Below are 14,226 nucleotides of genomic sequence, written 5' to 3' on the forward strand. Positions count from 1 at the left end.
GCGGTCCTGATCGTTTCAACGGATCCTGATCGGGTAAAATTGCAGATAGCAATTCGCACGTCACCCTTTTATGCACAGGGTCTTTTCGACGTGCGTCAACAATCATGAATGTTTCAGCCTTTGTCATTTATCGACTTTTGTTCGAGTGGAGTCCGCCGTGTCACTTTCGCTTTGGCAGCAGTGTCTTGCCCGATTGCAGGATGAGTTACCAGCCACAGAATTCAGTATGTGGATACGCCCGTTGCAGGCGGAACTGAGCGATAACACGCTGGCTTTGTATGCGCCAAACCGTTTTGTGCTCGATTGGGTAAGAGACAAGTACCTCAATAATATCAATGGACTGCTGAATAATTTCTGCGGAGCGGATGCCCCACAACTGCGTTTTGAGGTCGGGACGAAACCCGTCACTCAAACGCTCAAAACGCCGGTCAACAATGTTGTTGTGCCTGCGCAGGTCGCTCAGGCGCAGCCACAGCGTGCGGCGCCAGCCGCGGCGCGCCCGGGCTGGGATAACGTGCCGGCTCCGGCAGAACCGACCTACCGCTCTAACGTCAACGTGAAACACACGTTTGATAACTTCGTCGAAGGTAAATCCAACCAACTGGCGCGCGCGGCGGCGCGTCAGGTGGCGGACAACCCTGGCGGCGCCTACAATCCCTTGTTCCTCTACGGCGGCACCGGTCTGGGTAAAACTCACCTGTTGCATGCGGTGGGCAACGGCATTATGGCGCGCAAACCGAATGCGAAAGTGGTGTATATGCACTCCGAGCGCTTTGTGCAGGACATGGTTAAAGCCTTGCAAAACAACGCGATCGAAGAGTTTAAACGCTACTACCGTTCCGTTGACGCACTGCTTATTGATGACATTCAATTCTTCGCCAATAAAGAACGATCCCAGGAAGAGTTTTTCCACACCTTTAACGCCCTGTTAGAAGGGAATCAGCAGATCATTTTGACGTCGGATCGTTATCCAAAAGAGATCAATGGCGTCGAAGATCGTCTGAAATCCCGCTTCGGTTGGGGGTTGACGGTGGCGATCGAACCGCCTGAGCTGGAAACCCGCGTGGCGATCCTGATGAAAAAAGCGGACGAAAATGATATTCGTTTGCCTGGTGAGGTGGCGTTCTTTATTGCCAAGCGACTACGCTCTAACGTGCGTGAGCTGGAAGGGGCGCTGAACCGCGTGATCGCTAACGCTAACTTTACCGGACGCGCTATCACTATCGACTTTGTGCGTGAAGCGCTGCGCGATCTGCTGGCGTTGCAGGAAAAGCTGGTCACCATCGACAATATCCAGAAGACGGTGGCGGAGTATTACAAAATTAAAATCGCGGATCTGCTTTCCAAGCGTCGATCTCGCTCGGTAGCGCGCCCGCGTCAGATGGCTATGGCGCTGGCAAAGGAGCTCACCAACCACAGTCTGCCGGAAATTGGCGACGCGTTTGGTGGACGTGACCACACTACCGTACTTCATGCCTGCCGTAAGATTGAGCAGTTGCGTGAAGAAAGCCATGATATTAAAGAAGATTTCTCAAACTTAATCAGAACATTATCTTCGTGACGCTATGAAATTTACCGTTGAACGTGAACATTTATTAAAACCGCTTCAGCAGGTCAGTGGCCCGCTGGGTGGTCGTCCTACGCTGCCCATTCTCGGTAACCTGCTGTTGCAGGTGGCTGACGGTACGCTGTCGCTGACGGGCACCGATCTTGAAATGGAAATGGTGGCGCGCGTTGCGTTGATTCAACCTCATGAACCAGGCGCAACTACCGTCCCGGCGCGGAAATTCTTTGATATCTGCCGTGGCTTGCCGGAAGGGGCTGAAATTGCCGTCCAGCTGGAAGGCGATCGGATGCTGGTGCGCTCCGGGCGTAGCCGTTTCTCGCTTTCCACGCTGCCTGCCGCCGATTTCCCTAATCTGGATGACTGGCAGAGCGAAGTCGAATTCACCCTGCCGCAGGCAACGATGAAGCGCCTGATTGAAGCCACCCAGTTCTCAATGGCGCATCAGGACGTTCGTTACTACTTAAACGGCATGCTGTTTGAGACTGAAGGTGAAGAGTTGCGTACCGTCGCGACCGACGGTCACCGTCTGGCGGTCTGCTCTATGCCGGTCGGGCAATCTCTGCCTAACCATTCGGTGATTGTGCCGCGTAAAGGCGTGATTGAGCTGATGCGTATGCTCGACGGCGGCGAAACCCCGCTGCGCGTACAGATCGGCAGTAACAACATCCGTGCCCACGTCGGTGATTTTATCTTTACGTCCAAGCTGGTTGATGGTCGTTTCCCGGATTATCGCCGCGTATTGCCGAAGAACCCGGACAAAACGCTGGAAGCGGGTTGCGATATTCTCAAGCAGGCGTTTGCCCGCGCGGCGATTCTCTCCAACGAGAAATTCCGTGGCGTACGCCTGTATGTGAGCGAAAACCAACTCAAAATCACCGCCAACAACCCGGAACAGGAAGAAGCGGAAGAAATTCTGGACGTCACCTACGGCGGTACTGAGATGGAGATCGGCTTTAACGTCAGCTACGTGCTCGATGTGCTGAACGCGCTGAAATGTGAAACCGTGCGTATTCTGCTGACAGACTCCGTTTCCAGCGTACAGATTGAAGATGCGGCGTCTCAAAGTGCTGCGTATGTTGTGATGCCAATGAGACTGTAATGTCGCTCACCCGCCTGTTGATCCGCGACTTTCGCAATATTGAAAATGCGGATCTCGCTTTATCCCCCGGCTTTAACTTCCTGGTTGGCGCAAACGGTAGCGGCAAAACCAGCGTGCTGGAGGCTATCTATACGCTCGGCCACGGCCGGGCGTTTCGCAGTTTGCAGATTGGCCGCGTCATTCGTCACGAGCAGGAGTCGTTTGTCCTCCACGGACGTTTGCAAGGGGAAGAGCGCGAAACCGCTATCGGCCTGACGAAAGACAAGCTGGGCGACAGCAAAGTGCGCATCGACGGCACCGACGGCCACAAAGTGGCGGAGCTGGCGCACCTGATGCCGATGCAGTTGATTACCCCTGAGGGGTTTACTTTACTCAACGGCGGCCCCAAATACAGAAGAGCGTTCCTTGACTGGGGATGCTTTCACAACGAAGTCGGTTTTTTTACCGCCTGGAGCAACCTGAAGCGGTTGCTCAAGCAGCGCAACGCGGCGCTGCGCCAGGTAAGCCGTTATGAACAATTGCGTCCGTGGGATAAGGAGTTGATTCCTCTCGCGGAACAAATCAGTACCTGGCGTGCTGAGTACAGTGCTGGTATTGCGCAGGATATGGCGGATACCTGCCAGCAATTTCTACCGGAGTTCTCCCTCACCTTCTCTTTTCAGCGCGGTTGGGAAAAAGAGACGGATTATGCCGAGGTGCTGGAGCGGAGCTTCGAACGCGATCGCATGTTGACCTACACTGCGCATGGCCCGCACAAAGCGGATTTCCGCATTCGTGCTGACGGTGCGCCGGTGGAAGATACCTTATCGCGTGGGCAGCTTAAACTGCTGATGTGCGCTTTACGACTGGCGCAAGGGGAGTTCCTCACCCGTGAAAGCGGGCGGCGGTGTCTCTACCTGATAGATGATTTTGCCTCTGAACTTGATGATGCGCGTCGCGGGCTGCTGGCCAGCCGCTTGAAAGCGACGCAATCACAGGTCTTTGTCAGCGCAATCAGCGCTGAACACGTTCTGGACATGTCGGACAAAAATTCGAAGATGTTCACCGTGGAAAAGGGTAAAATAACGGATTAACCCAAGATAAATTGAGCGAGAAACGTTGATGTCGAATTCTTATGACTCCTCCAGTATCAAAGTCCTGAAAGGGCTGGATGCGGTGCGTAAGCGCCCGGGTATGTATATCGGCGACACGGATGACGGCACCGGTCTGCACCACATGGTATTCGAGGTGGTAGATAACGCTATCGACGAAGCGCTCGCGGGTCACTGTAAAGACATTATCGTCACCATTCATGCCGATAACTCCGTATCCGTGCAGGATGACGGGCGTGGCATCCCGACCGGTATTCACCCGGAAGAGGGCGTTTCTGCTGCGGAAGTGATCATGACCGTGCTGCACGCGGGCGGTAAATTTGACGATAACTCCTATAAAGTGTCCGGCGGTCTGCACGGCGTGGGTGTTTCCGTGGTTAACGCCCTGTCCCAGAAACTGGAACTGGTTATCCAGCGCGATAACAAAATCCACCGTCAGATCTATGAGCATGGCGTACCGCAGGCGCCGCTGGCGGTGACCGGCGAAACTGACAAAACCGGTACGATGGTGCGTTTCTGGCCGAGCCTGGAAACCTTCACCAACGTCACCGAATTTGAATACGAAATTCTGGCTAAGCGTCTGCGTGAGCTGTCCTTCCTGAACTCCGGCGTCTCTATTCGTCTGAAAGACAAGCGCGACGGCAAAGAAGACCATTTCCACTACGAAGGCGGCATCAAAGCGTTTGTTGAGTACCTCAACAAGAACAAAACACCGATTCACCCGAATATCTTCTACTTCTCCACCGAAAAAGACGGTATCGGCGTGGAAGTTGCATTGCAGTGGAACGACGGTTTCCAGGAAAACATCTACTGCTTTACCAACAACATTCCGCAGCGTGACGGCGGTACGCACCTTGCAGGCTTCCGTGCGGCGATGACCCGTACCCTGAACGCCTATATGGATAAAGAAGGCTACAGCAAGAAAGCCAAAGTCAGCGCCACCGGCGACGATGCGCGTGAAGGCCTGATTGCCGTGGTTTCCGTGAAGGTGCCGGACCCGAAATTCTCCTCCCAGACCAAAGATAAACTGGTCTCTTCCGAGGTGAAATCGGCGGTGGAACAGCAGATGAACGAGCTGCTGAGCGAATACCTGCTGGAAAACCCGTCCGACGCTAAAATCGTGGTCGGCAAAATTATCGATGCGGCGCGTGCGCGTGAAGCCGCGCGTCGTGCGCGTGAAATGACGCGTCGTAAAGGCGCGCTGGATCTGGCGGGTCTGCCGGGTAAACTGGCGGATTGTCAGGAACGCGACCCGGCGCTGTCTGAACTGTACCTTGTGGAAGGGGACTCCGCGGGCGGCTCTGCTAAACAGGGTCGTAACCGCAAGAACCAGGCGATTCTGCCGCTGAAGGGTAAAATCCTCAACGTGGAGAAAGCGCGCTTCGACAAGATGCTCTCTTCCCAGGAAGTGGCGACGCTGATCACCGCGCTGGGCTGCGGCATCGGTCGTGACGAGTACAACCCGGATAAACTGCGCTATCACAGCATCATCATCATGACCGATGCGGACGTCGATGGCTCGCACATCCGTACGCTGCTGTTGACCTTCTTCTATCGTCAGATGCCGGAAATCGTCGAGCGCGGTCACGTCTACATTGCGCAGCCGCCGCTGTACAAAGTGAAGAAAGGCAAGCAGGAACAGTACATTAAAGACGATGAAGCGATGGATCAGTACCAGATCTCCATCGCTCTGGATGGCGCAACGCTGCACACCAATGCCAGCGCACCGGCACTGGCGGGCGAAGCGTTAGAAAAACTGGTTTCTGATTACAACGCGACGCAGAAAATGATTGGCCGCATGGAGCGTCGCTTCCCGAAAGCGCTGCTGAAAGAGCTGGTTTATCAGCCGACGCTGACGGAAGCCGATCTTAGCAACGAACAGGCTGTCACCCGTTGGGTGAACGCGCTGATTACCGAGCTGAACGAGAAAGAGCAGCACGGCAGCCAGTGGAAGTTTGACGTTCGCGAGAACGCCGAACAGCAGCAGTTCGAACCGATTGTTCGCGTGCGTACTCACGGCGTGGATACCGACTATCCGCTGGATCACGAGTTTGTTACCGGCGGCGAATACCGTCGCATCTGCACGCTCGGCGAGAAGCTGCGCGGTCTGATCGAAGACGATGCGTTCATTGAACGTGGCGAGCGCCGTCAGCCGGTTGCGAGCTTCGAGCAGGCGCTGGAGTGGCTGGTGAAAGAGTCCCGTCGTGGCCTGGCGATTCAGCGCTATAAAGGTCTGGGCGAGATGAACCCGGATCAGCTGTGGGAAACCACAATGGACCCGGAAAGCCGTCGTATGCTGCGCGTCACCGTGAAAGATGCGATTGCCGCCGACCAGCTGTTCACTACGCTGATGGGCGATGCCGTTGAACCGCGTCGCGCCTTTATCGAAGAGAACGCCCTGAAAGCGGCAAACATCGATATCTAATCAGCTTGTAGGCCTGATAAGCGAAGCGCCATCAGGCAGTTCATTAGCCTAATCTGCCGGATGGTGGCTTAGGCCTTATCCGGCCTACAACCGATCTGCAAAAGGGGAATCCCGGTTCCCCTTTCTATCCCCCTTTTCGTTGCTGTTTTTTGAGCGGAATCGCGTTAGCATGAGGACGGACTCATTTAATCCGGGGAACTCATGGCTATCAAACTCATTGCTATCGATATGGATGGCACCCTTTTGCTGCCCGATCACACCATTTCACCTGCGGTAAAAACGGCGATTGCCGCCGCGCGCGCCCGTGGCGTTAACGTGGTGCTGACCACTGGCCGTCCGTATGCGGGTGTCCATAGCTATCTGAAAGAGCTTCACATGGAACAACCCGGCGACTACTGCATCACCTACAATGGCGCGCTGGTGCAGAAAGCGGGCGATGGCAGTACCGTCGCGCAAACGGCGCTGAGCTATGACGATTACCGCTTTCTGGAGAAGTTGTCCCGCGAAGTCGGCTCACACTTCCACGCGCTGGATCGCAACACGCTGTACACCGCAAACCGTGATATCAGCTACTACACCGTACATGAATCCTATGTCGCCACCATTCCGCTGGTGTTCTGCGAAGCGGAGAAAATGGACCCGGCAACGCAGTTCCTGAAAGTGATGATGATTGATGAACCCGTCATCCTTGATCAGGCCATTGCGCGTATTCCGGCGGAAGTAAAAGAGAAATATACTGTGTTAAAAAGTGCGCCGTACTTCCTCGAAATCCTGGATAAACGCGTCAATAAAGGCACTGGCGTGAAGTCGCTGGCCGATGCACTGGGGATCAAGCCGGAAGAAATCATGGCGATTGGCGATCAGGAAAACGACATCGCGATGATCGAATATGCAGGCATGGGTGTGGCGATGGACAACGCGATTCCGTCGGTGAAAGAGGTGGCTAATTTTGTCACCAAATCCAACCTGGAAGACGGTGTGGCATACGCAATTGAGAAATTTGTGCTGAATTAAGTGGCTGGCCTGGATTAAGAGAAGCCGCCATCCGAGAACCCGCTGACGCGGCGGACTACAGTACTTCGCTGGTTTGCCGTTCCCCCGGCCAGTTTGACGGGGGAACGGAGTTCTTATCTCTGATCACGACTTATTCAAATCAATGCTCAGAATGCGTTCTTTAGCCCCTTCTACAAACACATCTGGATCCCAGTCGCGGTTAAAGCCTTCTTTGATGCCAATGTAAAGGGTATCCATGTCGTCCGATAACACCATCTGGTTTGGGTAGACCGGCATGTTAAATTCACGGGTGATGCTGTATTTGGTGGCATCCACTACGCTGATGGTGCCGCTGGTGAAGTTGGTGACATACAGTTCGTTATATTTCGGATTGTATTTCACCGCGTTAGCTCCGGCTCCTGTGTGCACATAGCCAAGCTGTTTACCGTCGCGTAAGTCAAAAATATAGAGTCCATCTTTTGTACCGGAGCGATCGTCATGGTCGAATACCACCACAAAGGCACGGTCAGAAGCGGAGTCTACCGCCAGATTCTGCACACTTGTGATTTGTGGTCTCGGATCTTTCAACGGGATGGTACGCAGCAGCGTCTGATTTTTCGCATCAATTTCGTTGATGTAATCTCTTCCGCCAACGTAGATTTTCTGTGTTTTTTCATCCATCGTCAGACCATACGCTGTACCTTTGTAAGCATCCTTAACCTCGCCTTTTAAGGCAAGCGTCGTCCCGTCGAGCATTAACAGCTTATGCAGAGGCTTCATGCCCTCGGCCGTTTTCAGCATATTGCTATAACTCACAAACAGGGTATTGGAATCCTGACTGTAAACCATATGGCGCAAATGCTCAAAACGCGAATCTGCAGCGTTTGCCGCTTTAAAACTTAACCTGTCGCTGGTTCTTACCAGTTTGCCGGTTGAGGTGTCAAACATACTGATACGCAGGGACGCTGACTGGGTGTGTCCGATATAGAGCTGATGTTTATCCTGATTTATCGCCAGCGAAAATGCCCGGTATGGCATCGTGTATTTATTTTCGACTTTCAGCGAATCTGAATTAAACGAATACAGATAGCCTTTATTGGCTTCACGATTTACACGATCGGTGACTGCTGCAAACACCTTTTTACTGGCATTATCAAACGCCAGTTCATAGACGCCTTCATCAGGGGACTGAAGGTAATTCGTTTTCAGGGCAAATCGCGAAAGTTCGCGTTCAGGTGGATCGATAGCCATGGCCATCGTGGGTAAAAATAGTGAAATTAACAGGTATAGCGGTGCTTTGGATAAAGTGAAAATATTCATTTTTCGTTCCTGCAATAAAATTGACATAAGAGAGAAAACGTACTGTCTGAACCTCGCGGAAATTGTCATCAGAAACGAATGTCCCCGCCAAATATCCATGTTCTGCCACGCGCGGAATTGGCCGGGTGGGTCTCGTCACCAAGACCCGGCATCATGTTGAGCTTATTCAGGGCCTCCGAATAATCTCTGTTCATCAGGTTTTGTACCGAAAGTTTCAGTGTCAGATTGCGGTTGTACTCGTAAGTACCATAGAGATCGATAATCGTTGGGATCTGCGGTAAATCCTGTTTGATTATTGCGCCGGTATGTTCGTCCTGCTCAAAATCAGGCGACAGGCGACGAGCTTTGCCTGTGTATTTTATGATAGTGCCCAGGGTCAACGCGTTATCGAAGAAGCGAACACCGGTATCCAGCGTCATGTATTTTCTGGGCAGTTCGGTCATATCCCCTGCGCCAAAGTAGGTGCTGGCGATGGAGGTTGGCTGGTCTGTTTGCTGCTGGCTAAAAGAGAGTCGACCAAAGGCAAAACCTGCATCATAATCCATCTCCAGTTCGAAGCCCTTTGCGATAACGTCGCTTGCCGAGTTAACGTAGATGTACATATTGTCGCTGTATTCATCGCTCATGCCCTCCCAGTCATTGCCAATCACCTCAGCCATACTGCATTTACGACCTCCAGAACAAACCAGATAAGACTCGCTGTAGATGTAGTTCTGGATCCTGCTGCGGTACGCCAGAGCCTTAAAGCGCAGGGCATCCTGTTCGACCAGTAAATCTCTGGTATCAATGTTAAAACCCGCCTGCCAGGTTTCTGCACGTTCAGGCTTCAGGAATGGGTTCATGGATGCGCCTCCTGAATTAGAGAAGAACATCTCCTGGATGTTCGGGGCGCGCATGGATTTGCTGTAGCCAATGAACGGCTGAAGCCATGGTGTTACCTGAGCAGAAAGCTGAACTGAAGGGTTGAAGCCACCCTCCTTATCGTCAATATCGTAGCTACCCTGTGGCACGCAGATAACGCGTGAATCGCAGGCGGGCTTGTACCCTGTGATCCTGTTACGTGTGTAGTTGAGATTGAAATCTGCCTCCCAGATGCCGCGCGTAACCTTCAGCCCGGTATACAGCGCTGAAATATCCTGCTGGCCGGAGGGTGCGAACGGATTGTTCTCGATCGCTTCCTGATTCGCTTTCGGGTCGCCCGCCGCTGAGTGAATTGTCCGGTCATAGCGGGTACGCATCAGTTTGCTGCCCAGCATAAACTCCAGGTCATTGTCCGCGACAGTGAACCGGCTGGTATTGTTGATATCCAGCGCGTCAGAACGATTTTGCGCTGAGGTTTTGTAGAAAGTATACAGCGAGCCATCACGATACTTTTGATTACCGCGGCTGGTACTGGCCGTTACGTTAAAGTCAATTAATTCAGAAAAAGGGGTGTAATGATATTTAATGTAATAGTCGTCACTGGTTATATCACGACGTGTAAATTTATTTTCATAGGTTCGAGCGGAAAGTTCGAAGCTGTTAAATTCGTCTGGTCTGATATCCATTTTATACAGTTGGGATTTGGGGTTCTGCTTCATATATTTATCATAACCAAACTCTTTGCTGTTAATTCCAGAGCCATTTGAGAAATTAGAGTAAACAGAACTGCCGCTCACAGCGGCCATAACGCCAACGCTGCCTGTATCCGTAAAAGCGTCGGTTTTTCCACCGACGGCGATCATTCCGCTGCGCCCAAGCCCATTGCTGCCGACTGAGAAACGTGAACGAAGGCCATATGTATTACCGTTAAATATCACATCGTCAACGCCAATAGTACGCATGTTTGCACTACCGGCCAGGGCGTTGACTCCTGCCGGGCCACTGCTGTCGCCGCGCGTAACATCAACTGCTACCAGAAAATTAGGGTCGATAAGTACGCCAGCCATATTGTTGGTTGAGCCATGTGCAGTGGTACCGGAGGTTGAGGAGCCGTAAAAACTTTGGGTGATACCGTCCACCATAGTGTTTACGCGGCCAAATCCGCTCATGCCGCGAATATTCACACTTACTGCTCCCTGGCCTGGATCGATTTGGGTATAAGTACCGGGCATGCTGCGCAGCGTTGCGTCGAGTGATTGCAGGTTTTTGTCCGTTGTCCGGGAACTGGTCGCGCCTGTTTTCTCAAGAGCCTCCTGCTCACTGGTCGTCTTCCCGATAGAAACGTTGAGCGGGCTGAATTCTGCCGCTCCTTTTTTATCGGTACCTGTTTTTTCACTGATGGATTGTGCGTAAGCACCGCAGCTGAGCAATAATATGCCTGAGCCGATGGCCAGTTTAATAACGTTCATACATATCCTTAGAAGTATCGTAATAAATAAAAGATCCAGATCTTTGTTTATTTTTTTAATAAAACTTCTCTGACGTTTTCTTGATTTTTTCGACAGCAGTGAAGTCTGATAAAATGTTCAGCATAAAAATGAATATCAAATTTCAGTTAAACGAACCAGAGTCGCTAATTTTCCCTTAACTCCGTCAGATCAAAGGTAATCGGCATTTTTACTTTAAAGAAGCCTCCCTCTAATATTTCAGCTGGTGGTCTGGGAAGTGGTTGAGCGCGTTCTAAAACGGCAACAGCTTCGCGATCGAGAGAGAGGGTTCCCGAAGACGTTGCCAGAGAATTACTGACAACGGTGCCTTGTGCGTTAACGGTAAAAGTCACTATGGCTGTGCCGGTTCGTGCGCGTTTTCTGGCATCGCCTGGGTAACGTTTATAACGGTTAAGGTGGCCTTTCACTCTGCTTTCCCAGGATGTACCGGAATTGTCTCGCTTCGCTGAGTCGCTGTTGAAAGGCGCAGCAATACGGGATGATTCGACCGGGGCCTGAGGCGCGGCATTACTGGAAACGGCTGCGTGGCTGCTGTCGCTGGTTTGATCCTTTATCTTACGTGGCGGACGTGGCTTTTTCTTTTCCCCGTCGGATGCCTTTTTCTTCCTGGTTATTTCAATGGTCGCATCCCTGTCTTCAGTGACAGGACGCTGCTGCCTGTCCTCAGCCTGCTGCTTTTCTTCTGCCGCTGCGGATTCCTGCTGAGCGATTCCCACCGGAAGCGGAAGAGGAGAAGAAGGAGCCTCGATATTATCGGCCCATTGCAGCATTATCGCCGGGGCAGGAGGCGTGGCGGGCTGTACGTCGGAAAACCGCCAGACAAACGCAAGGAAAAGCAGTCCATGAAGCAGCAGTGAACAGATAAACCAGCCGCTCCATTTTGCCGGTCGTGGAAGGTAGAGAATATTCATCATCCATGGTTTACCGTTTTGCAGTGTCTGGCGTCACGAACCACACGTAGTCAGCATGATCTATGGTGATGTTCATCCCTTTTTCTGCGAGCATCAGCACCACAGGCTGGGTGCCGGGGGCGAGATCTTCTATGTGTAACGGTACGCCGATACTTTTTGACGCGTGATAACCTCCTGCAATCAACAACGACGGAGCCGGGGCATCCAGAAGCTGGCGGGCCATGTAGCGATCCCGCTGTTGCTGAACAGAGAGCATTGACGCCAGTTGCTGGCCTTCAATGTTGCCTTCATGCATGGCTATGATGGTTTCGCGCAGAGCTTCTTGTACCGCAGGTGCTGTGGATTTTTTCCCTTCAGGAAATTCGTTTTTTTTGTACAGCGCCATTACCCGATCCCGGTCAATGTTGGCATTGAGCAGAGGGTAAGGCGCACGTAATGCCTGCATGACTATGTCGCCATACATCTCCCAGGGCCACCCTTTTTGCCAGTTAAGCAGTTCCTGAATACGGCCATCCCGGACCACGGGATCATCTTTCAGCCAGCGTTTAACCTGGTTAACGCGGGGCTGCTGGTCTGCCGTCAGCATCTCAAGCAGCACACTCCCCTGTGGTCGCCGGGTGGGCAGGTTTTGAATAAGCCAGAGCTCAATCTGATGATGTCCGGCATTATCGTGTTTTTCGCCAATAATAAGCTGCCGGGCAACGGCAAGCTCAGCCAAAAGCTCTTGTTTGGTAATGGTTTTATTGCTTCTTAAATCAACTATTTGCCCGTCAGAAATACGGGCTGTTTGTAATGGTTTATTCTGGTTTATTGATGCAGGCTGGCTACAGGAGCTCAGGCTCAGACTGGCTAACGCTATCAAAGAAGTCAGGATTATTTTTTTTCGCATATCTCTGCCTGGAAGAGGCCTTCACTGGCCATTTTATTGATGCAGACTGGTTTATAACAGGCAGGTATGTTAACAAACCATAATCGCGAATGAAACTCATTATCACCTGTATTATCATTAGCAGCATCCTGAATTCACTTTTTGTTGCCAACATTTTAGTTAAATATCGCAATAACATGACTGTTAGTAAGTTAATATTCTGAGTTTTTAAAAGCGGTAGCTACCCTCCCCAAATGGAGCTCTCTTATATCCTGCTGGTCGGCGACGTTAAACGGGTAGGCTAATTTCTTCCAATGCTATACCCTGATGCGAAAACCGCGCATCAGGGTATCTCCATGAAACAAATCACTTTCGCTTCGCGTCATCATCAGCTTACGAATACCAACACCTGGACGGCGGACAGCCAGTGGCTGGTTTTTGATGTGCGCCCGTCAGGCGCCTCGTTTACCGGTGAGACGATTGAGCGCGTCAACGTACGGACTGGCGAGATTGAGGTCATTTATCGCGCTACGCAGGGCGCGCACGTTGGCGTGGTGACCGTTCATCCACAAGACGATCGCTATGTGTTCATTCATGGCCCGGAGAACCCGGACGAGACGTGGCATTATGATTTCCACCATCGTCGCGGCGTGATAGCGGCGCAAAACCGCGTGACGAATCTGGATGCAATGGACATCACCGTGCCGTATACGCCCGGCGCGCTGCGCGGCGGCAGCCATGTGCATGTGTTCAGTCCGAACGGCGAGCGTGTCAGCTTCACCTATAACGACCATGTACTGCGTGAGCGCGATCCGGCGCTGGACTTGCGTAACGTCGGCGTTGCGGTGCCGTATGGCCCGGTTACGGTGGCGGTTCAGCATCCTCGGGAGTACAGCGGCAGCCACTGGTGCGTGTTAGTGAGCCAGACCACGCCGGCGCCACGGCCGGGCAGCGATGACATTAACCGCGCCTACGAAGAGGGTTGGGTGGGCGATCATGCGCTGGCGTTTATTGGCGATACCTTGTCGGCGAAGGGTGAAAAAGTGCCGGAGCTGTTTCTGGTGGCGTTGCCGCAGGATGAAAAAGGCTGGAAACAGGCAGGCGATATGCCGCTGACCGGAACAGAATCAACGCTGCCAGCGCCGCCTGCGGGCGTTGTTCAGCGCCGTCTGACCTTTACGCACGATCGCGCTTTCCCTGGGCTGGTAAACGTTCCGCGCCATTGGGTGCGGAGTAACCCGCAAGCCACGGACATTGCGTTTTTGATGCGCGATGATCGCGGTATTGTCCAGCTCTGGCTGATCCCGGCGCAGGGGGGAGAGCCGCGCCAGCTTACGCATAACGCGACCGATATTCAGTCAGCGTTCAACTGGCACCCGTCAGGCCGGTGGTTGGGGTTTGTGCTGGAAAACCGCATTGCCTGCTGCGACGCGCAGAGCGGAGCAATCGCCTTTTTAACGGCGAGTCATGACAGCCCGCCTTCCGCGGACGCCGTTGTTTTTTCGCCGGATGGGGCGTTAATCGCGTGGATGGAAGAGGTTGACGGTTTCCGCCAGCTTTGGGTGACGGAAACCGAACGATAA

10 protein-coding genes are annotated in these 14,226 nt (G+C 52.7%); 6 read left to right on the top strand and 4 right to left on the bottom strand.

The window, feature by feature from the left end:
• Nucleotides 1-157: 157 nt before the first annotated feature.
• From dnaA to yidA, 5 genes are all read left to right on the top strand, one after another.
• A complete protein-coding gene (gene dnaA / locus FD428_RS00005; protein WP_114848141.1) occupies nucleotides 158-1,561 on the top strand; it encodes a chromosomal replication initiator protein DnaA in 1,404 nt (467 codons plus the stop codon).
• Between the two features lie 4 nt (nucleotides 1,562-1,565).
• Nucleotides 1,566-2,666 (top strand): DNA polymerase III subunit beta, encoded by a 1,101-nt coding sequence (dnaN, locus tag FD428_RS00010; protein WP_012000806.1) that lies wholly within the window; start codon nucleotides 1,566-1,568, stop codon nucleotides 2,664-2,666.
• Nucleotides 2,666-3,739: a DNA replication/repair protein RecF gene (recF, locus tag FD428_RS00015; RefSeq protein WP_012000805.1), complete on the top strand. Its 1,074-nt coding sequence runs from the start codon at nucleotides 2,666-2,668 to the stop codon at nucleotides 3,737-3,739. The genes dnaN and recF overlap by 1 nt, the downstream gene beginning before the upstream one ends.
• 28 nt (nucleotides 3,740-3,767) lie before the next feature.
• Nucleotides 3,768-6,182, top strand: coding sequence for a DNA topoisomerase (ATP-hydrolyzing) subunit B (gyrB, locus tag FD428_RS00020; protein WP_012000804.1), 2,415 nt, complete (start codon nucleotides 3,768-3,770; stop codon nucleotides 6,180-6,182).
• Between the two features lie 201 nt (nucleotides 6,183-6,383).
• Nucleotides 6,384-7,196 (top strand): sugar-phosphatase, encoded by an 813-nt coding sequence (gene yidA, locus FD428_RS00025; RefSeq protein ID WP_012000803.1) that lies wholly within the window; start codon nucleotides 6,384-6,386, stop codon nucleotides 7,194-7,196.
• Between the two features lie 123 nt (nucleotides 7,197-7,319).
• On the opposite strand, the gene senB is transcribed toward yidA, so the two are convergent.
• From senB to FD428_RS00050, 4 genes are all read right to left on the bottom strand, one after another.
• Nucleotides 7,320-8,495: an enterotoxin production-related protein TieB gene (gene senB, locus FD428_RS00030; protein ID WP_123907406.1), complete on the bottom strand. Its 1,176-nt coding sequence runs from the start codon at nucleotides 8,493-8,495 to the stop codon at nucleotides 7,320-7,322.
• A 68-nt stretch (nucleotides 8,496-8,563) separates the two neighbouring features.
• The gene (locus FD428_RS00040; protein WP_058668315.1) at nucleotides 8,564-10,825 is read right to left on the bottom strand and encodes a TonB-dependent receptor domain-containing protein; all 2,262 of its coding nucleotides are present in this window, start codon (nucleotides 10,823-10,825) and stop codon (nucleotides 8,564-8,566) included.
• A gap of 164 nt (nucleotides 10,826-10,989) precedes the next feature.
• Nucleotides 10,990-11,778, bottom strand: coding sequence for an energy transducer TonB (locus FD428_RS00045; RefSeq protein WP_114848139.1), 789 nt, complete (start codon nucleotides 11,776-11,778; stop codon nucleotides 10,990-10,992).
• Between the two features lie 7 nt (nucleotides 11,779-11,785).
• A complete protein-coding gene (locus FD428_RS00050) occupies nucleotides 11,786-12,664 on the bottom strand; it encodes a ChaN family lipoprotein (protein WP_114848138.1) in 879 nt (292 codons plus the stop codon).
• A gap of 335 nt (nucleotides 12,665-12,999) precedes the next feature.
• On the opposite strand from FD428_RS00050, the gene FD428_RS00055 reads away from it, so the two are divergent.
• The gene (locus tag FD428_RS00055) at nucleotides 13,000-14,226 is read left to right on the top strand and encodes a DUF3748 domain-containing protein (RefSeq protein WP_114848137.1); all 1,227 of its coding nucleotides are present in this window, start codon (nucleotides 13,000-13,002) and stop codon (nucleotides 14,224-14,226) included.

The sequence above is a fragment of the Citrobacter sp. TBCP-5362 genome (genome assembly GCF_005406305.1).
Classification (GTDB): domain Bacteria; phylum Pseudomonadota; class Gammaproteobacteria; order Enterobacterales; family Enterobacteriaceae; genus Citrobacter_B; species Citrobacter_B koseri.

Excerpts from the sequence above, each read along its gene's own strand:
- yidA (WP_012000803.1), top strand. The coding sequence starts at position 6,384 with ATGGCTATCAAACTCATTGCTATCGATATGGATGGCACCCTTTTGCTG.
- recF (WP_012000805.1), top strand. The coding sequence starts at position 2,666 with ATGTCGCTCACCCGCCTGTTGATCCGCGACTTTCGCAATATTGAAAAT.
- FD428_RS00045 (WP_114848139.1), bottom strand. The coding sequence starts at position 11,778 with ATGATGAATATTCTCTACCTTCCACGACCGGCAAAATGGAGCGGCTGG.
- dnaN (WP_012000806.1), top strand. The coding sequence starts at position 1,566 with ATGAAATTTACCGTTGAACGTGAACATTTATTAAAACCGCTTCAGCAG.
- senB (WP_123907406.1), bottom strand. The coding sequence starts at position 8,495 with ATGAATATTTTCACTTTATCCAAAGCACCGCTATACCTGTTAATTTCA.
- FD428_RS00055 (WP_114848137.1), top strand. The coding sequence starts at position 13,000 with ATGAAACAAATCACTTTCGCTTCGCGTCATCATCAGCTTACGAATACC.
- gyrB (WP_012000804.1), top strand. The coding sequence starts at position 3,768 with ATGTCGAATTCTTATGACTCCTCCAGTATCAAAGTCCTGAAAGGGCTG.
- FD428_RS00040 (WP_058668315.1), bottom strand. The coding sequence starts at position 10,825 with ATGAACGTTATTAAACTGGCCATCGGCTCAGGCATATTATTGCTCAGC.
- FD428_RS00050 (WP_114848138.1), bottom strand. The coding sequence starts at position 12,664 with ATGCGAAAAAAAATAATCCTGACTTCTTTGATAGCGTTAGCCAGTCTG.